The 20567-nt window shown below is 63.6% G+C and carries 13 protein-coding genes; 11 read left to right on the top strand and 2 right to left on the bottom strand.

What is annotated here, in order from left to right; genetic code table 11:
• Positions 1-137: 137 nt before the first annotated feature.
• The 3 genes from IRI77_RS37735 to IRI77_RS37745 are packed head-to-tail and all read left to right on the top strand — an operon-like array spanning position 138 to position 8691.
• Entirely contained in the window at positions 138-1709 is a 1572-nt protein-coding gene (locus IRI77_RS37735) for a hypothetical protein (protein WP_194453991.1), read from the top strand.
• Positions 1706-3640 carry a hypothetical protein gene (locus tag IRI77_RS37740; protein ID WP_194453992.1) on the top strand — a complete coding sequence of 645 codons (1935 nt, stop codon included), beginning with the start codon at positions 1706-1708 and terminating at the stop codon, positions 3638-3640. Before IRI77_RS37735 ends, IRI77_RS37740 begins: the two co-directional genes overlap by 4 nt.
• A complete protein-coding gene (locus IRI77_RS37745; RefSeq protein ID WP_194453993.1) occupies positions 3637-8691 on the top strand; it encodes a hypothetical protein in 5055 nt (1684 codons plus the stop codon). The genes IRI77_RS37740 and IRI77_RS37745 overlap by 4 nt, the downstream gene beginning before the upstream one ends.
• On the opposite strand, the gene IRI77_RS37750 is transcribed toward IRI77_RS37745, so the two are convergent.
• Entirely contained in the window at positions 8688-9974 is a 1287-nt protein-coding gene (locus tag IRI77_RS37750) for an O-antigen ligase family protein (RefSeq protein WP_194453994.1), read from the bottom strand. The two genes, IRI77_RS37745 and IRI77_RS37750, sit on opposite strands and share 4 nt — an antisense overlap.
• Before the next feature lie 128 nt (positions 9975-10102).
• Positions 10103-10948 (bottom strand): GNAT family N-acetyltransferase, encoded by an 846-nt coding sequence (locus tag IRI77_RS37755; protein WP_194453949.1) that lies wholly within the window; start codon positions 10946-10948, stop codon positions 10103-10105.
• Between the two features lie 62 nt (positions 10949-11010).
• Between IRI77_RS37755 and IRI77_RS37760 the strand changes: the two genes are divergently transcribed.
• The 8 genes from IRI77_RS37760 to IRI77_RS37795 are packed head-to-tail and all read left to right on the top strand — an operon-like array spanning position 11011 to position 20496.
• Positions 11011-12747: an HAD-IIIC family phosphatase gene (locus IRI77_RS37760; RefSeq protein WP_194453950.1), complete on the top strand. Its 1737-nt coding sequence runs from the start codon at positions 11011-11013 to the stop codon at positions 12745-12747.
• Positions 12748-12757: 10 nt separating this feature from the next.
• Positions 12758-13912 carry a glycosyltransferase family 2 protein gene (locus IRI77_RS37765; RefSeq protein ID WP_194453951.1) on the top strand — a complete coding sequence of 385 codons (1155 nt, stop codon included), beginning with the start codon at positions 12758-12760 and terminating at the stop codon, positions 13910-13912.
• Positions 13909-14670 carry a polysaccharide deacetylase family protein gene (locus IRI77_RS37770; RefSeq protein WP_194453952.1) on the top strand — a complete coding sequence of 254 codons (762 nt, stop codon included), beginning with the start codon at positions 13909-13911 and terminating at the stop codon, positions 14668-14670. Before IRI77_RS37765 ends, IRI77_RS37770 begins: the two co-directional genes overlap by 4 nt.
• Before the next feature lie 12 nt (positions 14671-14682).
• Complete coding sequence (locus tag IRI77_RS37775; RefSeq protein WP_194453953.1) at positions 14683-15783, top strand: glycosyltransferase; 1101 nt, start codon at positions 14683-14685, stop codon at positions 15781-15783.
• Positions 15776-16915, top strand: a complete 1140-nt coding sequence (locus tag IRI77_RS37780; RefSeq protein WP_194453954.1) for a glycosyltransferase — start codon at positions 15776-15778, stop codon at positions 16913-16915. The genes IRI77_RS37775 and IRI77_RS37780 overlap by 8 nt, the downstream gene beginning before the upstream one ends.
• Positions 16916-16926: 11 nt before the next feature.
• Entirely contained in the window at positions 16927-18363 is a 1437-nt protein-coding gene (locus tag IRI77_RS37785) for an MBOAT family O-acyltransferase (RefSeq protein ID WP_194453955.1), read from the top strand.
• Positions 18332-19297 (top strand): hypothetical protein, encoded by a 966-nt coding sequence (locus tag IRI77_RS37790; protein WP_194453956.1) that lies wholly within the window; start codon positions 18332-18334, stop codon positions 19295-19297. The genes IRI77_RS37785 and IRI77_RS37790 overlap by 32 nt, the downstream gene beginning before the upstream one ends.
• Positions 19294-20496, top strand: coding sequence for a glycosyltransferase family 4 protein (locus IRI77_RS37795; RefSeq protein WP_194453957.1), 1203 nt, complete (start codon positions 19294-19296; stop codon positions 20494-20496). The genes IRI77_RS37790 and IRI77_RS37795 overlap by 4 nt, the downstream gene beginning before the upstream one ends.
• Positions 20497-20567: the final 71 nt, after the last annotated feature.

Here is a 20567-nt window from a genome sequence, read left to right on the forward strand (position 1 = left end):
AGACTAAAACGTCAAGTCATTTTTGGCTGATCCCCGCAAGCGAGTCACAGTAAATCCATATTTTTATATGGCTTGTTTGCAATAAGATCCGCTGAAGTGCAAGCGTATTTTCAACTCGTGCGTGTAGTACGTACGGCATGAAAACTACTCTATTCACTGCAATGCTCGTGGTCTGCGGGGCGTTGCGGTCGCAGACACGGGTTGATTTGAAGGGACAATCCAACCTGTCCCAAGTGAGCCTGACGCTGACCGTGGAAACCAGGACGGAACTTCCGGCGCAATGTGTGCCCGGCCAATTGCTGTTCTTGACCACCGCCGTGGGCGGCCGCAACCTGTATGGCTGCACGGCTACGGACACCTGGCAGGAACAAGGGACGCCGGGCGAGATGTCGGCGGGGTCGGGCCTGGCGCAAATGCAGAACGGAACCGCCTCCGTCTGGAGCGTGGATTCAACCGTCCTGCCCTACCTGGGCTTGGACAACGCCTTTCTGGGCGACAACGCGTTTGCCGGCAAGTTCACGACGGCGCCGGGCTCGACGCAGACGCTGATTGCGAGTGATGGGATCGACGTCAGCACCGTGACGGTGCGGCCCATCCGCACGGCGGCGGCACTCACCATGGTGGCGACCCCGACAATCGCCAGCGGCGACGATGGGCAGCACGCCTATGTGTGGAATGCCGGGCAGTACGACGTAACTCTGCAGGACAGCTCCAAGCTCCCGGGCTCGAATCTCTGCCTGGCCGGCGGCGCGAATCTGGTACTTGCGGCGAAAGCGATGGTTCATCTGGTGTATGCGGCGTCGCCGGGCTGCTGGATCCAGGCAGGGGGCGGCACTGCCGGAAACGGCGGCGGGGGCGCCGTGAGCTCGGTTTTTGGGCGCACGGGCGCGGTGGTGGCGCAGGCCGGCGATTTCAATACCGGCCAGGTGACCGAGGCGGGCAACCTGTACTACACGGACGCCCGGGCGCGGGCCGCCTTCACGGCCGGCACCGGGATCAGCCTGGCCGCGGGGGTGATTTCGACCGTGGGGGTTACTACGGTCGCGGCCAATTCCGGAGCCGCCGGCGCGCGTGTACTGAAAGACGGGACGAATGTCACGGCGCGGCGGCTGGTGGCCGGCGCCAACGTGGCGATCACTGAAAACACGGACGATATCACGATATCGGCCACGGGCGGCGGCGGCGGGACCGGCGGCCTGCAGCGGGATTTTCCGGCTGCCGTCTGCCAATCGGCCGCGGGGTCGCTGGCGTGGAACGTGGGCAGTGCGAATGCCCCGGTTCCGGATTGCGTGATTGGAGCGAATGGGGTGATCTACGGGGTGGCGAAGTTCTCGAACTCGTCGACGCAGGCGATGCAGCAGAGCCTGGATCTGCCGGCCTCCGTTTCAAATGTGACGTTTAGCCTGGCCTGGAGGGCGCTGGCCGCGGGCGGTGACGTGGTGTGGCAGGTGCGGTATCTGATTGTGGGGGCGGACGGCACGGCGACGGACGATCCGGACCTGAACGGCACCGGCGTCACGGCGGCGGCCGCGGCGGTGACTGCCGCGCCTGGCGCCATGAAGAAATCCAGCCTCACGATCGCGCCCGCCAATGCGGGCGGGAAGCGTATCTACTTCACGGTGTTTCGAGATAACGCCCATGTGAATGATACGTTTACCCACGGGACGTACATGCCTGAGCTGGCGAAGGTGACGGTGACGGTGCAATGAGAATCCTCATTCTGCTCTGCTGCGCCCTGTCCGTTCAGGCAGCGGCGATTCCCTCCGCCCAGAGCGGCGCATGGGACAACCCCGCCACCTGGACGGGCGGCGTGATCCCCGGTAACGGCGACACGGCGACCATTGGCAACGGGCACACCATCACGATCCGCGGCGGAACGACCGTTACCGTGGGCACGTCACCGGCGTCAGACGGCTCCTCGTATGCCATCCAGTGCGCGTCCGGAACCGGGACGGGCGTGCTCGTCGTGAGCGGCACGCTGATCTTCCGGGGGCCCATCCTGCAATGCGCCTCCACCTGGACCCTCTCGCCCGGTGCGACGATCACGCACGATTCGAGCCAGGCGGCCACGCCCTCCACGGCCAACTACAAGTGGCGTTTCACAGGCGCGGCGGCGCAGACTTCCGCTTATCTCAACGCCATTGGGACGGCCGGCAGCCGCATCACGATCAATGTGGCGGCGGGCAGCGGCAACGCCGGCGGTTTCGACTCCTACAACGGGGCTGGGACCGATGGGAATCTGTTCCTTGAGTACGTAGACGTCAGGAATTGGGGCGTCACGGGTGGGGCGGGGAAGTGGGTGGTCATCTACCCGTTCAACTGTTCCACCAGCGTTGTAAGGGGTTTTACCCTGCGCAATGCCACGGTGGACAGTTCCGCCGAGATCTCACTTCAGAACATACTCGGCTCGTGCACCTTCGACTTCTATAACGTCACCATCACGAATCCGACAGCGGCAAGGGCCATTGGCATCGGCATCGGCAATGCCATCAACACCAACATTGCCACCAACGGGCGTCGGCGGATGGAGAACGTTTTCGTGGAAGGAGCCGGTGTCAACGTGACCGCGCATGCGGTGACGTTATGGCCGGATCTTGGATTCCAGTTTAGCGGCAACTACTTCCGTAGCTCGGCTAGCGCGTCTTCCATCCCGGCCTTTGTCTGTGGCGGCCGGTGTGTTGTGGGCGCGTCCGGCAGGTCCGACCTCAACTGGTATGAGGGCCGGGATATGACGCAAGCATCCGGGAACCGGCCTCCTGGCGGCGCCAACTCGCGCCTGATGATCGTCATGTCGGACAACTCCAACGGCCATAACGCCACGATCATGCCGGAGGATTCGACAATTGACGGATGGATCGCCTGGAACAGCCTGGACGGTGACGCCGGGGATGACAACATGCTGATCCCAGCGGCTACCCAGGGTGGCAACCGGACCCTCATCATCAAGAACGGCGTAGTCCTCCGCAGGCCAAGCGGGGGCGATGTCGGCACCGTAGCCGATATAAACGGCTCATCCAGTTGCACCGGGGCAAATTGTCCGGCTGTCACCTTCAACAAAAATACATGGTTCGTCGGTGACTTCACCGCAACGAGCCAACTGGCCGTGACATTGGAAGGCAATAGCGGATATCCGGGCGTGTTCGCGTCCGTCCGGGACAACATTGCCCACCGGACAGCCGGCGGAATCGGCCAGATCGTGAAATGGACGAGCGCCACATCCGTGGCGGATGGGGCCTTCGCCAATGTCGACTACAACTGGACGCACAACATTACGTCCAGCTTGAAGTACTTCACCAAGCTCGGAACGTTCGCGGAGTACAGCGCGGCGCCCGGTGCAAACGATCAATCCGGTGACCCTCTATTTGTCGAGGTGACAAGAACGCCCTTGACCTACGCCCAGCGGTGGGACGCCTCGGTAACCACGCTCGATGGCCTGGCCGCGAAGTACAAGGCCTGCTACCAGTACCGCGCCAATGGCACGGCATTCTGCGACCCGCGCTTCTATGACCTGGCCGACATGTACAACTGGGTCCGCGCCGGTTGGCGCACCCGCAATCCGGCCACATGGACGGCAGGGCACGATGGCACCCACGTTGGCGGTGTCGAACCAACGAGAAAATTTGGAGTATTCGCCCAATGAGATTCGCACTTATCTTCCTTTGCGCCCTGAGCATGGGGCAAACCGTTCCAGCCCAACTGTCCGGGCTCAGTACCAGCACGGACAACCTGCACCCGATGGCGATTCCCCAGATACCGCTGCCGGGGGCATCGTACGTTGACACCTACCATCCCAATGGGGCCGGGTCTGTGAACATCACCCGGCTGCCAAGCCTGCCCTCCAATTGCCCTGTGAGGGCGTGGACCAGCGGGCTCACAGGACCTGTAGAGTTCCCGATGGCCTACGGCGGGCGCTACTACTATGTCCCAGCATCCGTGCGCGGAATGCCGTACACGCAGTCCAAGGCCACGAATGCGGCCACCGCGGCCGGAAACAACGTGCTGCACTTCGCCACCACCGCCATACCGGCCAACTACATCGGCGGATTCCGAAGCGATTTCGGCTACACGGTCACGGGGACGAACATTCCCGCGAACACGACCGTCACGTCGTTCGATGCGACCTCCGTCACTCTCTCAGCCAATGTCACCGGCTCAGGGATAGCCTCTGGCGCGAGCATCACGTTCACCACGCTTCCGACGCAGCCGCCATGGGTCGAGATCACCCAGGCGCAGGCGTGCGAGTACGCCTCCAGCGTGGTCTCATACTCTGCCCGCCAGTCATTTAATGCGGATGGGTCCAGGTTCATGGTCATCGCCCGAACGCTGCTCAATACGGCAGCGTTCTACCGGACCAATCCGCTCTCCTTCGAGAAGTTTCTCAGCGGTACGCAGTACGCGGCGTTGACCGGGACGAACGGCAGCGAGACGTGGGACAAGACAGACCCGGATGTGATCTACTTTCAACGCGCTTCCTACGCCGACACCACCAAGACCTTCACGTCGCTGAACGTGGCCACTGGCGCGTTGACCGCCGTTTACACCTTCACGATCAACGACACGGATGGAGACTGCCCAAGCGGGACCACCACCATCCAGAATGGCGGAGCGGGCAACCCATCCGCCGACCAGAGATACTGGCCGTTCTTCTGCTCTGACGGGTCGTCCTATAAAAGGTTGATCGTCTACGACAAGACCCTCAATCGCGTCACGTCGAAGCGTGATGTGGTGGCCATCTGTGGGGTCCCGCGCACAATCGACATCATGACAATGAGTCCATCCGGGCTGTACGTCATGGTGTCCTGGAGCTACAGGACGCTGAGCGAGGATGTCTGGGCGACCTGCTCAGGAGCTGAGGCGTTTGACCGCACGACGCTGGAGAGCCGGGGGATGGTGTTCACCTACCCAAGCGGGCACTTGGACGTTGGGTACGATGCGGCCGGGCGGGAAGTGGCCGTATCGACGTTCAACGGCCACAAGCGCACGGCCACGGATAACTATCCAGGCAACCGGATTTCGGCCACGGCATTCGCCGACGTGCATCCTCCGCCCTACGATTGGAAGAATTCGTACGTCAAGGCGTGGCAGATCCCGTGCACGGCCCTCTATGTCCAACAGACATCCGATCCCTTTTTCGGCTGTAAGTGGGGCACCGGCACGCCGGGCGGGATGACGAGCCACGTGTCAGGGCGCGGCGCCCAGGATCCGGCGCATGGGGGCTGGTTCCTCGTTTCGACCATCACGGACGGAGGAGCATTGAATGGGGAAGGCTCCGGCTGGGGCAAGGCGGAAAACCTGGCCTTCTACATCGATACTTCCCAGCCGAACACGGTCCCCGACAGGAAAGCCGTGTTCCGCCGCGTCTCTCGCGACTTCTCGTCTCGCTACCACGTCGATACGCCGTCCTGCACGGCCAGCGGCGACTACTGGCAGGAGGCGCACACGACGGTCAACCGGGACTTCACCAAGCTGTTGTTCTCCGGGTCGTGGCTCCAGCAATGCGGCGCGCAGAAGGTCTACCTGCTCGACCTGGCCAAGGCGCCGGTAGCCCTGAACGGCTGTCCGACGTCTACTGACGACAAGGGCGAAGCCTGGCCGAACACCTGTTTCGTTGCAAACGACGGGAGTGATGCCACGGGCACGGGCGCATGGACGGCGCCGTTCAAGACCGTCAGTGCGGCCTATGCGGCGGTGACGGCGAACAATGGCGCGTCCATTGTGTTGCGGCGTGGGCGGTATGCCAACAACACGCTGGATGGGCTCTATCAGCCGGCCTCGAAGTGCAGTGAAGCGAGTCCCTGCACGATCCGGTCCTATGCGGGCGAAGTCGTGATTGTGGACGGCAGTTCCTGGACGGCGGACCAGGGCTGGTTCCATTCCTCCCTGGCGGCCCAGGGCGACACCCCGCCGTGGTCGGGGGACACAAAGGCCGGATACATTCATGTCTCCGGGATCCGGTTTGAGAACTTCCCCGCACCCATCGTGTGGGGACAGGGCGACACCGATGGCATGGAATTCCGGTCAGTGCGGATCCACAGCCCGGGTGGGTTTAACTTCCAGAAGTGCACCCGCTGCGCCATCTATGGCTCCCAGGTGACCCTGTCGGGCTGGGGGCGAAAGTCCGGCGGGCAGAATGCCGGCCTGGTCTGCGGCGGCGTCACGCCGAGCGCCGGATCCATCCCCTGGCCGGTGTCATCGACAAACGGCCAGACACCTTACTGGGATCTAGTCCATACGGCACCCACGACAACCAGCGAGTCTCCCAACGGATGCGTGGATCTGAGGGTCCAGGATTCGGTCTTCACCAAGCGCAATATGAGCTCGAGTTCCGTGATTGGCATGGAGGCATCGACTCGCGTCCTGATGGAGAGGGTCAAGCTGCATGCTCCCTGGACCCGGAGGAACAACGAAGGCTGGGCCCTGTGGGGCACGGCCGCGACCGATTCCGCCGACCTGAAGGGGACGGCGTTTCTGGGGCGCGATGTGGAGATTCGCGGAGGCAATGCGGGCCTCCGGCTGGGGCATTCCTCCAGCTTGGACCGAGCACTGATCCTGGGTTCGTTCGAGACGGAAGCAGCCGGGCTCACCGGCATGACTTTCCTGAACCAGGGCGCGGCCAGCGGCTACGAATGGCCGTCGCCCGTCAACTATAGAACGGTGCGGTACGCGTTCAACGACCCACTGACGAACGACGCCGTGGTGGTGTTAAGCCGCACGGACTCGGGCCTGGGCATCGCCGTCGATCTGCCGGTGACCTTTGCCGGGGTTCCGGGTTGCACCGGCATCAACGGAGGCAAGTTGGTGAAGCGCATCTATCAAGGGACCGGCCATGCGAACACATTCGCCATCAAGAACATGGACGGCTCCCGGTTCACCTGTCCGGACGCCTACGACCTGACGCAGCACGCCTTTCAAACACTGGATCCCGTGCCGGTCACCTTCACCCCGGCCAGCACGAACGTGACTGCGGCCGGGCTGGCGGCGGCGGTGTACGCGCAGGACCGCATCCGGTTCACGACCACGGGCACGCTGCCGCCGGAGCTCACGGCCAACGTGGACTACTGGCTGGTCTACCGCCTGGGCGCGACGGTTCAGCTATCCGCCACTCGAGGCGGCACGCCGGTCACCTTCTCGTCCGCGGGCAGCGGGCTGCATACAGCCGTCGTGACCGACGAGCGGACCAGCTACGCCGGTAGGATGAGCCTGCAGCCCTACGTTCAGAGCGTGAACCATCTCTCCGCGCTCTCCCGCAATGGCAGCGCCGTGAACCTGGGTGACCGCTACAGCGGGCCAACCCCCTCCGCCACATGGAAGATAGACAACAGCGTGGCTGCTTCGTTCGACGGGACCCAGGCGGTCACGCACACGATGTTTCTGACTGCCCTGCCGAGGGTGGTGATGGCCGAAGCCTCTCCCAACATGGCCGTCGAGTACTTCGATGATGCCGGGACGCTGAGAGTAGGGACGCGCGTGTACTTCCGGGAGTCCTGTAAACTGCCGGCCGGGCTGGAGAAAGACACGCCCTATTACATAGTTGCGGCGGACGCCGAGACGAAAACGATTCAGGTTTCGGAGACACCCGGCGGCGCAGCCATAACTCCCACGGGGCTCTGCAGCCAGCCCTACTATTGGCTCTACACGCCCGGCTTCACGAGCACCAGGGTCTCACTCGGGAACAGTCTGCTGGCCGCGGGCGACACGGTGACACTGATGACGGACGATGGCGCGACTCCGGTCCACCCCTTGGTCAAGGGCAACACCTACTACGTCGACAGCGTCAGTAGCGGAGAGGCGGGCGGTGTGCCGTTCCGCTGGGCAACGATCAAGAATGCGATGAGCGATCCGGCCCCGATCTCGTTCTCCCAATACCCGATGTATCCGGACTCCTACTTCGAGAAAGTGGTCCATACGGGCGGCGTGGGCGTGCCGGCGTTCCAGGTTTCGGCGTACACGACAAATGCGCCGAGCACGAACAACTGGTATTGGTCGTCACAGGCTGACCGCGCGTTCTGCGCGCTGACCATTGCGCATGGAGGGACGGACGCAGGGGGCTCGTGCGCGGCGGACCAGACCGCGCTGGATACGCAGCAGGCCGGCTCGAAGCTGGCGGGCGGCAATCCAGCGCTGGACTACCAGGGGCGCGGCCGGGCCAGTGCGTCAACGCCCGCGGAGTTGTGGAACCGGGGCTACTATGCCGGGACAAGCACGGTGGAGGCCGGATCCACCGGGATGGTGTTGCGTTGGCGTGCGCCCGAGGCTGGCGACCATTGCACGGCGTGGGCGTATAGCGACGCGGGCCTGACCACACCGGTAGAGACGATGAATTCGCCCAGTGGCAACCGCTGGCGGAGCGTAATGGCCAGGTCGCTGAGCCCGGCCACCAACTACTGGTACAAGGTGCAGTGCGAGAGTGATGTCGTGACGGGGACGCTGGTGACGCTGGCGTCCTCATCCGGGACCGGCACGTTGGGCCTGAAGCTGGCCTCGGCGGCCGGCGCAACCTCGGCGGCTTTGGATACTTCGGCCGACGGGAACACCTGGGTGCCGGGCATTGCCTCGAGCTGCGCGTCGGGCTGCGCGCTAGCGAGCGCGGCGCTGCCCGCGAACGCGGCTGTCTGGTATCGATGGAGGCGGCTGGACGGCAACGGGGCGACCCTGCAACAGAGTGAGCCCCAGGCGGTTGTCGTGCGCTAGGCCGGGCGGGCGACGCCAGTACCCAACGGTATTGGCGTCGCCACGTTCACCACCGGAGCCGCAACGGGCGTGGCATTGGTCCAGAGTGTGGCCTGCACCACGAGCCCGAGGAGAATCCAGGTATACGCGCTGAGATCGAGGTAGGTCCAGCGGTCACCGAAAATATTGGTGACTATCACGGAAACCATGTAGGCGGCAAACCCTGCCCCCAGGGCCTTGAAGAAGGGATCCTTGGCCGTGCTGGCAAGACGGTGCCCCAACCGGAAGGCCGACACGAACAGTATGATGAGGCAGCTCAGGCCAATGACGCCGGTTTCCACTAGCGCCTTGACGTACATATTGTGCGTATCGAGCAGTTCCTCGCCTGAACGGTAATACCGGTAGCAATCGAAGCCAACGCCGAGAATCGGGTCGGTCGCCGTGGTTTTGAGAGCGTGCTTCCAGATCTCGATACGATCGCCGCTGGAGTAGTCCAACTGGCCATCGTCGTATGTCATGGTCGCGCGTTGAATGACGGAAGTGGGCAGGAGTATGCCGACAAAGGGCGCCAGCAACAAGCCGACGACCAGCAGCCAGCGCATGCGGAATATAGCCAGGTAGAGAGCCCCAAACAGAAAGCCGAGCCACGCGCCGCGCGAATAGGAGAAGAGAACCGCATAAGAGCCGGCGAACATCAGAAACGACACAATTATGCGGACTTTCCAGGAGGAGATGCTACCGAAGATGGCCAACAGAAAGACCGTGCATTGCATGGCGAAGGCGGCTCGCCCGTTGGGACCGCCAAAGTCAGATCCGACGCCTCCACGCAGCGTTTCCATGTACACGTCGTCACCACGATGGCCCGTGTTGAGGTAGAAGGACTTCATATTCCAAAGAAAGCCGATCATCATCACCAGCAGCAGAATATGCATCTGGCGCTTGTCCTTCACTGTGGCGCAGACCAGTACGAATAGGGCCGGCAGGTGCATGTAGATGAACCAGTTGCCGAAGGGGGTGGCGTGGCCGGACAGGGTGGTGGTCTGGATGGGCCAGGGCACGGAGGATAAGAGCACCGGGCCGACCCAAATAGACAAATAGGTGACGATGCAAAGCGCAACCACGATGATGCGCATGGGCTTTGGCGGGAAGATTGAGGAGTCGCGGCTTAACAGGACACCGATCGCGGAACACAGCAATAGCAGTAGTACGACGCGGCTGCCCAGGGGATATTCCAGCAACCGGTAGCGCCCGCTCTGGAGAGGGAGGATGAGGGCCAGGACCATGACTCCGACAATGGGGCGCATAAGCGACACGAGGCTGCCGATGATCGCCAGCAAATAAACTATGAGCGGGAAAAATACCCCTAGACCAGTTCCAAGCATAGATAGATCTCTTTATCGGACTTTGTCGCCGGTGCCGCGAATGCGCGGCGTCACAGCAGGGCCAGTTCTGAATACAGGTTATCAACATCCATCCGGCCGGCCCGGCTGGCTTTGAACAGCGTCACGCGACGGTAAGGATAGAGCAACGGCAACCGTGCGCCGAGCAGGCGTTCGTCGATGGCCACTGCCGGTGCGGCGCCCCTGGCGCAGATGACGAGCTTCACCAGTTCGAAATGCGCCCGCAGAAGCTCCGGATTGGAGACGAACAGAATTTCGCAGAAGGGCACGGACGATTTCACGCGCCGTTTCCAGACGAGATAGCAGTAGCGATCGCCGCGACGCAGCAGCAGATGGCGGCACGCCGTATGGAGATGGTCCTGGAGAAACTGCCGGTGCGCGGGTTCCAGCAGCGGCGCAATCTGCTCGGGCTGAAAGAGCAGGCTCGGCCAGGGCAGGCGAAACAGGGTCCAGAACTGCGCGCCCGGAAAACCGAAGAGCTTATAGGTATCCAGCAACTGGTAGCGCATGGCAAGGCTGATCTTCTGGACGGCCGGCCGGGCGGTGAGATTGGTGAACACGAGATCGCCCACCCGATGCACGGCGCTCAGGAGGGAGAGGCTGCTGCTGCGGAATTCGGGCAGGACGAACCAGCTGGAGAGGTTGCAGAACCGTTCGGTGCGGCCGGCAATCTCGCGATCGGCGTAGATGGCGCTGAGAAAACCGACAATCCGCCCCTCATGTTCCAGGACGAAGCCGAGGTTTGGACGGTCCGTCATCCAGGGATAGGTGAACAGATTGCGGAAGGTCTCGCGGCTGACTGCCGGGTCCATGTGGGTAGACAGAAACGCACAAATCTCGTCGATCTCTGATTCACGGACAGGCCGCACTGACGCCATGGGTGAGGGGGAGACTCTAGTATACTGAACCGATAGGGGAGTCCGCAGGGAACGTTCACAGGATGAAACTGATCGAAGCATTGGGCATCCTGAAAAAACCGAACACCGCTGGGCGCACCTTTCATCTCGTATTGGCCTGTAGTTACACGCCTTTACACCTTCTTACCTTCCTCCAGGCACACCTGACGCTGGCGCTGGCGCAACGCCGTGTGGAGGTGCGCACCGGCCTGTATGGCGACATCGCCGGGACCTTGCGCCAGGCGCTGGCGGAGCCGGGCGACGCGGTAGTGATCGCGCTGGAATGGCCCGACCTGGACCCGCGTCTGGGCATCCGCCAGTTGGCTGGATGGCCGCCCGAGACGCTGCCGGAGATGGCGGCCGAGGCGGGGCGCCGTTTGGCACTGATTGGCGAGCTGGCCACCGTCATTGCGGCCCAGTCGCCGGTGGTGGTGAGCCTGCCCGGCCTGCCGCTGGCGCCGGTGTCGTTTCAACCCAGCCGGCAACAGAGCCCGCTGGAAGCCGCGCTGGCCGTGAGCCTGGCTCATTTCAGCGCGGAACTCGGCGCCGTGGCGGGCGTCACGATCCTCAATCCGCGCGAACTGGACCGCATATCGCCGCCGGCGGAGCGGCACGACGTCAAGGCGGAGCTGGCCAGCGGCTTCCCTTATCAAATGGCCCACGCCGACGCGTTAGGCGGCCTGCTGGCGCAACTGGCGGCCCCGCCGGAGCCGAAAAAAGGGCTGATCACCGATCTCGACGACACATTGTGGCGCGGCATTCTCGGCGACGACGGTGTTGCGGCCATCGCCTGGGACCAGGAACACCACGCGGCGGCGCACGGCTACTACCAGCAGATTCTGCAGTCTCTCGCCCGTAGCGGCGTGCTGGTGGGCGTGGCGTCAAAGAACTCGCCCGCCATCGTGAACGAGGCGCTGGCCCGGCCGGACCTGGTGATCGGGCCAGCGGACCTGTTCCCCGTGGAAGCCGGCTGGGGACCCAAGTCCGAGGCCGTTGCCCGCATTTTGCAGGCCTGGAACATCGGCGCCGGCAGCGCCGTGTTCATCGACGACAGCCCGATGGAACTGGAAGAGGTGGGGCGGGCGCATCCGGGCCTGGAGTGCATCCTCTTTCCCAAGCAGGACGCCGCGGCGGTGTACCAACTGGGCTACCGCCTGCGCGAGCTGTTCGGCAAGAGCGAGGTCCGCCAGGAAGATCGCATCCGCAGCCAGAGCCTGCGCGCGAATCAGGAACTGCACAAGGCCGGCGGCGCGGCGGACATGGAGACGTTTCTGCGCGAGGCCGGGGCGCAACTGACGCTCACCTGGCTGCAGCCGCCGGTGGAGCCGCGGGTGTTGGAGTTGATCAACAAGACCAATCAATTCAACGTCAACGGCCGGCGCTATGGCGACGCCGAGTGGCGTGACTACGCAGCGCGGCCCGAGACAGCCGTGCTGGTGGCCGAGTACCGCGACAAATACGGCCCGCTGGGCAAGATCGCCGCCCTGGCCGGCACACGCCAGGACAACGGTTTTCACATCGAGACCTGGGTGCTGAGCTGCCGCGCGTTCTCGCGGCGCATCGAGCACCACATGCTGCGGGAGATCTTCGACACCCACGCCGTGGACCAGGTGACCGTGGCGTATCAGCCAACCGAGCGGAACGGGCCGTCGGGCGAGTTCTTCGCGACGCTGCTGGATGCTGCTCCGGCGGGCCCGTTTGTCCTGGACCGCGAGCAGTTCACGGCGCGCTGCCCGGCGCTTTACCACGCAAGGGCCGTGGAAACCGCGGTAAAAGAGTAGCTTGGCAAAGATGATCGATACGGCACTCACCCTGGTTTTCTATGGCTCGCTGGCGTTGATCGCCTACACCTACTTCGGCTATCCGCTGCTGGTGGCCGCCATCGGTTTGTTCTTCCCGAAGTCGCGCCGCGACGACGGGCACGAGCCGAGCGTCTCCGTGATGATCGCCGCCTATAACGAAGAGGCGTCCATCGAAAAGAAGGTGCGCGAAACGCTGGCGCTGGACTACCCGGCGGACAAACTGGAAGTGGTGGTGGTGTCGGATGGCTCCAGCGACCGGACCAACGAGATCATGAGCGCATTCCAGCATCCGCAGGTGCGGTTCTTCGCCGCCCCGCGAGGCGGCAAAACGAACGCGCAGAACCATGGCGTGGAGCGATGCAGCGGCGACATCGTCATCTTCAGCGACGCCACGTCGGTATACAAACACGACGCCATCCGCCAGTTGGTGGCCTACTTCGCCGATCCCACGGTGGGCGCGGTGAGCGGCATCTGCCGGTTTTTCGACGCACGCGGCGGCGCATCCCCCACGGGGCTCGGCCAGATGCTGTATGGCGGTTACGAGCAATCGATCCGCATCTTTCAAAGCCGCATCATGACGGCCACGGCGTGCTCGGGGCCCATCTACGCTACGCGCCGCACCCTGTACGTGCCGCTGGCGGGGCATGCCTGCAGCGACATGGTGGAGCCGATGGAGATTGTGCGGCGCGGCGCCCGCGTGGTGTACGCTCCGGAGGCGCTGGCCTCGGAGGCATCCACACAATCGGCCGGCGACGAGTTCCGGATGCGGGTGCGTGTCACCACCCAGGGCATTCACGGCCTGCTGAGCGCGGGCAGCATGCTCTACTTCTCGCGGGGCTTCTGGGTGAGCTTCCAACTGATTTCCCACAAAGGACTGCGCTACCTGCTGCCCTTGCCGCTGGCGCTGCTGTTTATCAGTAGCGGGTTGCTGGCGTTCGATCACACCCTTATTCGCTGGGTCTTCGCCGCCCAGGCTGCGTTTTACACCATGGCGCTGCTGGGTTTGATCCTGCCCCTGCGCCACCTGGGCAAGCTGTTCAACCTGCCGCTCTACTTCTGCACGGGCAATGCGGCCGTACTGATGAGCGTCATCGAAGCGATGCGCGGCAATCAGTTCGCCGTCTGGGACACGGTGCGAAAATGAGCCTACCGGTGCTTTACCTGAACTATCACGAGGTGCGGGCGGAACCATCGCCGTATCTCTACAGCCTGCCGGTGGGCGAGTTTGACGCACAGGTGCAAGCCCTGCTGGCGCCGCCCGCGGGCAGCAAGGCCCGGCTGGGCGTTACGTTCGACGACGGCCACAGGACACAGTTTGAACAGGCGCTGCCCGTACTGGCGCGGCACGGCGTTCCGGCTATCTTCTTCGTCACGGCAGGTTTCACGGAGACGGGGCCCGACTACATGACATGGAGTCAACTGCGCGAGGTGGCCGCGGCCGGCCATGAAGTGCAGGCGCATGGCTGGGTCCACCGCTTTATGACCCACTGCAGCGATGCCGAGCTGGACGAGGAACTGCGCCGCCCGAAGGAGGCCATCGAACACCACCTTGGACAGGTGGTGGACGCGCTCTCATTCCCCGGCGGGCGTTACGATGCCCGCGTGCTGGAGGCCTGCCGCCGTGCGGGCTACCGGCGTGTGTTTACCTCCGTTCCGTGGCCGCCGGCCTGGGAAGAACATGGGTTGCAGGTGTTTGGGCGGTATGGGATCCAGAGCCGCCACACCGTCGCCACCCTGGCCCATCTGATGCGGACTGGCGGGCGTCCGTCCGCCGCTCAGCGGCTGGCCTATTCGGCTAAGATGATGCTGCGGCAGGCGATCGGCGATGAAAGGTATCACCGGCTGTGGTGCCTGTTGTCGCACGGCGAGCCGGGCGCCGAACAGAATACCGGCGGCCGGTAAGAGCCTGGCATCATGCGCGTGGTCCATCTCATCAGCAGTGCCGGATGGTACGGCGCCGAGAACGTTCTGGTCAACCTGGCGGCGGCCAGCCGCTCGCTGGGATGCGATGCCGTGGCCGGCGTGCTGTGCGATGCGCGGAATCCCCACACCGAAGTCGCCGAACGGGCGGAGGCGCGGGGCGTCCCGGCCGAGATCTTCCACTGCAGCGGACGGATGGATGCCGGCGCCATCGGCCGGCTGCGCGGCTGGCTGGCCCGAACAGGCGTCGATATCGTTCATACGCACGGATACAAGGCCAACTTTTACGCGTCCGCCGCGCTCTTTGGCCGTTCCATGGGCTGGGTGACCACGTGCCACACCGGCACGGATCAGCCGGAAACGACCCCGCTGCTGCGCGTCTACGACACCATCAACCGCTTCCTGTTGCGCCGCGTGGAGCGCGTGGTGGCCGTCTCACCGGCGATCGCGGCCGGGTTGCTCGCCGAGGGTATCGACGAGACCCGAATCGCCACCATCGGCAACGGCGTGGACGCGGCCCGCTTTGAGTTGCCGCATCAACCGGAGGGCGTGCCGGTGGTGGGCATCGTGGGCCGCCTGATCCGGGAGAAGGGGCCCTACATTCTGCTGGAGGCGGCGCGGCGAATCATCGGCGAATACCCGAAGACCCTCTTTGTCTTTGTAGGCGATGGACCCGAACGAGTAGAGCTGGAGCGGGCCGCGGCCGAGGCCGGCCTGGCGGACAATGTGCAGTTTGCCGGCGAGCGCAGCGACATGCCGGAAGTGTATGCCTCGTTTGACGTCTTCGCGCAGCCCTCCTTCAGCGAGGGCATGCCCATGACGGTGCTGGAGGCCATGGCCGCCGGGTTGCCCATCGTGGCCACCAGCGTGGGCGCCATCCCCAGCCTGCTGGGCGAGTCTGAGCGCGGCCTGTTGTGTCCGCCGGGCGACGCCGCTGCCCTGGCCGGGCAGATATTGCGAATCCTGCGGGATGGGGACCTGGCGGCGCGCCTGGGCGCCGCGGCGCGCCAACATTTGCGGGCGCACTATTCCGCGGAGGCCATGGCCCGGCAGTATCTGGCGCTGTATGGGGAGCTCCGGCGCGGCCATGAGTGAACCCGTCAGCGTCCTTTATGTCATCGACGAACTGCTGCAACTTGGCGGCGCGGAGCGAAACCTGGTTCGCACGCTGCACCATCTGCCCCGCGATCGCTTCCGTCCGTTCGTCCTGACATTCCACGTGAACCGGGAGGTGGAAGACTTCCGCACGCTGCCCTGCCCCGTGGAGGTCTATCCGGTCTACAACCTGTACAGCGCGAACACGGTGCGCTACGCTCCGCGCCTGCTGCGGTGGATTCGCAAGGAGCGGATTCGCATCGTGCACACGTTCTTTGAAACGTCCGACCTGTGGGCGGGCGGGGTGGCGAAGGCGGGCTCGGATGCCGTGCTGATCTCCAGCCGCCGCGACCTGGGGATTCAAAGAAACTGGCGCCTCAACCTGATGTACCGCCTGCTGGGCGGCCTGTTCGACCAGGTGCAGACCGTCTCCGACCAGGTGCGCGATTACGTCATTGCAGCCGACCGGATGAAGCCCGCCGATGTGGTGACCGTCCCCAACGCCATCGACCTGAACTCGGTTCCGAAACGCGGTGCCTTTCCCGAACTTCGCTCCCGGCTGGGTATTCCGGCCGGCCGGCCGCTGATCGCCACGGTGGCCAACATCCGGCCGGTGAAGGGGATCGACGTTCTGGTGCGGACGGCGGCGGAGGTTTGCCGGCAGCGGCCCGACGCGCTCTTCGTGGTAGCGGGCAAAGTCATCGACACGGCTTATCAGGCCAAACTGGACCAGATGGCGGGAGAGTTGGGCGTGCGGGAGAATGTCCTGTTTCTGGGCCAACTGGAGAATCCGATGGAGTTGCTGTCGGAGAGCGAAGTCTTCCATCTGCCGTCGCGGAGCGAGGGGATGTCGAACGCATTGCTGGAAGCGATGGCGTGTTCCCTGCCGTCGGTGGCCACCAGCGTGGGTGGCAACTGCCAGCTTATCCAGGAGGACCAGACGGGGTTCCTGACACCGCCGGAGGACCCGGCCGCGGCCGCGGTCCGGTTGCTGGATTTGCTCGATAATCCCGCCCGGGCGCGGGCGTTTGGCGCCTCGGCGCACAGCCTCGTGGTGGAGAGATACTCCGTGGAGGCCGTTGTAAGATTGTTAATGCATCTGTATGACCAGTTGCTCCCAGAGCCCCGGTAAGAATCCGCCGAATGCTTTTTGACACGCCCGTCTACTTCTTCTTCCTAGCTGTCATTGTCGTCGCCTACTGGCAACTGTCGTGGCGTCCGCAGAATGTCATGCTGCTGGCGGCGAGCTACTTCTTTTATGGCTGGTGGGACTGGCGTTTTCTTGGCCTGATCCTGATCTCCACCGTGGTGGATTACCATTGCGCCAAGTACATCGCGGATTCAGAGGATCCATGGCGGCGGCGCCTGCTGCTCTCCATTTCGCTGCTGCTGAATGTGACGTTCCTGGGCTTCTTCAAGTACTTCAATTTCTTCACCGATTCGTTCGTGGTGCTGCTCCATTCCCTGGGCATTAACTATGTGCCCACCCTGGTGCTCCAGATCATCCTGCCGCCCGGCATCTCCTTCTATACCTTCCAGGAGATCGCCTACATGGTGGATGTGTATCACCGCAAGCTGCCGGCCACGCGTTCGCTGGTGGACTACGCCCTGTTCATCTCGCTGTTTCCGCATTTGATTGCCGGCCCTATCCAGCGGCCTGACCATCTCCTGCCGCAGGTGCAGAAGCCGCGGGTGTTCGACTCGGAGAAGGTCTTCTCCGGAGTGATGCTGATCCTCACCGGCCTGTTCCGCAAATGCGTCATCGCCGACAATTGCGGCCTGCTGGCCAACGCCGCCTTTGGGGGCAAGCTGGGCGACCCGAACCTGGCGGTGCTGGCCCTGGGCACGTATGCGTTCGCCTGGCAGATCTACGGTGATTTCAGCGGTTACAGCGACATCGCACGCGGCAGCGCCCAATTGATGGGTTTTCACTTCATGGTGAACTTCCGGCAGCCCTACCTGGCTACCAGCCTGCAGGATTTCTGGCGGCGCTGGCACATCAGCCTGAGCACCTGGCTGCGCGACTATCTGTACATTCCCCTGGGCGGCAACCGCGGCGGGGAAGCCAAAACCTACCGGAACCTGATGACCACCATGCTGCTGGGCGGTTTGTGGCACGGGGCCAACTGGACCTTTGTGATCTGGGGCGGCATCCACGGCGGCGGCCTGGCGGTGGAGCGGCTGCTTTCCCGCTGGACCGGCGCCGATCGCAAGCCGGAGCCCAGCAAACAGGCAGCCCTGTTTTCGCCCAAGGCCTGGATGTGGCGCGTCTTCTGGTTCCATATGGTCTGCCTGGCCTGGATCTTCTTCCGCGCTCAATCGATCCAGGGTGCGTTTCACGTCCTGGCGGGCCTGGGACATCCGGGATGGCGCCCTGAACTGCTGGCGGCCTTCGAATTTCTGGCGCTGTTCAGTATCCCGTTGTTCCTGCTCGACCTGGTGCTGGAATACCGTGAGGAAGAGTATCCACTCGAAAAGACCAAGCCCTACTACCAATTGGCCTACGCCGCTTCACTCCTGCTGCTCGTGACCCTTTTCTCTGCCAACGATGTCAACGCATTCCTCTACTTCCAGTTCTAATCCCGCGGCGGGACGGCGCTGGCTGCTGGCGCTGTTGGGCCTGATCGCGCTGTTTCTCTGCGGCGTGGAAGCGCTCACCAGGGCCGGCTTGCCGCGAGTCAGCAAGTTGGAGCGGCGCATTGAGCGGGAGCACGACGCGGCGGTAGCGGCAAACCGGGACGGCGGCGGCAAGGACGTATTGATAGTCGGCAATTCCCTGCTCGGCTCGGCCTTGAATGTCAGTGAGGCCAAGCTGGCCCTGGCTCCGGAATGGAAACTGGGGCGGTTTGTAGTGGAAGACACCAACATCGTGGACTGGCAATACGGCCTGCGCCGCCTGTTCCAGGAAGGCGCCCGGCCTCGCGTGGTGCTGCTGATGCTGAGCCCGCCGCAGACTGCAGGCAACGCAGTCCGCGGCGAGTATTTCGCCTACCACCTGATGCAGGCTGGCGACGTGGTTCAGGTCTCCCGGGAGCTGCATCTGCATCCGACGAATGCGTGCAGCATGCTGTTTGGGCACTTCAGCATGTTCTATGGAGTACGGGCCGAACTCCGGAAGTGGCTGCTGACGGCCATCGTGCCCGGCTTCGAGACGTTTGGCTCCATGCTGACAAGGCGTGGAGCCAAAAGCGCCATCGACAGCAACGCGATCTACGCCAGCGCCCGGAGCCGGATTCGAACCTTGCGCGACCTGGCCGCCCAGAACCAGGCGACGCTGGTCTGGGTGCTGCCGCCGCTGCTCGAGGCGGAGGACGGAAGCCGGGGCCTGCGGGCCGCGGCCGAAGAAGCGGGCGTCCAGGTGCTGGTCCCGGTAGACTCCGGCGCGCTGCCCCCCTCGGACTATAGCGACGGCTTCCATCTCAACGCGTCCGGCCAGGAGAGGTTCACCGCAAGTTTCATTCCCGTGGTGCGGCAACATCTTCAGAATCTTTCGCAAACGCAGCCAAAACAATGAGAATCGGGATTGTCTATCATGGCGCGGAGTTTCCGCCGTCCGAGCGCATTGAGAAGACCGCCAAGTCACTGACGGACGCCGGCCATGAAGTGTTCCTGGTGTGCAACAACGATGGCCGGTTTCCCCTCAATGAAGAGCAGGTGGGCAATGTCCACGTGTTGCGAGTGAAGCCCACCTTCCGCAGCGTGGCGCTCAACAAGATAGTGAAGTTCCCTGCCCCGGTCAACCCGCTTTGGCTGGCGCAGATCACAAGCGCCATTCGCCGGTTCCGGCTTGAGGCGCTGCAAGTGGTGGACATCCCCCTCGCCGGAGCGGTGCTCTATCTGGGGCGGCTGTTCCGGATCCCCGTCGTGCTCGACATGTGGGAAAACTATCCCGAGGCGCTGCGCGGCTGGGCGCAACACAACTGGAAGACCCGCGTTTTCAAGAATCCGGACGTGGCGCGGGCCGTGGAACTCCACGTAGTCCGGCGAGTGGCTCACATCCTCACCGTGGTGGAGGAGCAGAAGATCCGCCTGATCGACGACGGTGTGCCGGCCGAGCGAATCTCAGTGGTGACGAACGGGGTGGATCTGGGGATGTTCCTGCAGACGCCGGTCCGGAACGACACCCCGATGGACGCCGAGCCGGACTGCTACAAACTGCTGTATGTCGGCGAGTTGACTATCGAACGCGGGTTGGACGACATCATCCGGGCCATGAAGACCGTTGCCCGGACGGTGCCGCGCGTCCGTTTCTACATCGCCGGTACCGGCAGTTATGAACAGCACCTGCGGCGGCTGGTGGAGGAGGAAGGCGCCGGGGCCTGGGTCAAGTTCCTGGGCTGGCTGCCGTTCCGCGAGATTCACTCTTACATTGTGAAGAGCGACCTCTGCCTGGTGCCGCACGTCTATAACGACTTCATCAACACCACCATCCCCAACAAGCTGTTTCAGTACATGGCGCTGGCCAAACCCGTGCTCGTCTCACACGCCAAGCCGCTGGCGCGCATCGTGAGGGAGTGCAACTGCGGTTTTGTGTTCGAGTCCCGCAATCCGGATGATGCCGCCGCGCGGATCCTGGAAGCCTACCAGGCGCGGGACGACCGCGGGTACGGTGAGCGTGGCCGCCTCTGCGCGGAACAGAAGTACACCTGGGATCATGCCGCCGTCGGCTTGGTGGAATGCTATGAGAGGCTGTCCCGCGAGTCCGCGAGCTAGCCGGTGAAGACAAGGAACTGACGCAATCGGGGGATGATGGGAGGATGAGAAAGCTCATCCCTGGTTGCCGC

Source organism: Paludibaculum fermentans (genome assembly GCF_015277775.1).
Classification (GTDB): Bacteria; Acidobacteriota; Terriglobia; order Bryobacterales; family Bryobacteraceae; genus Paludibaculum; species Paludibaculum fermentans.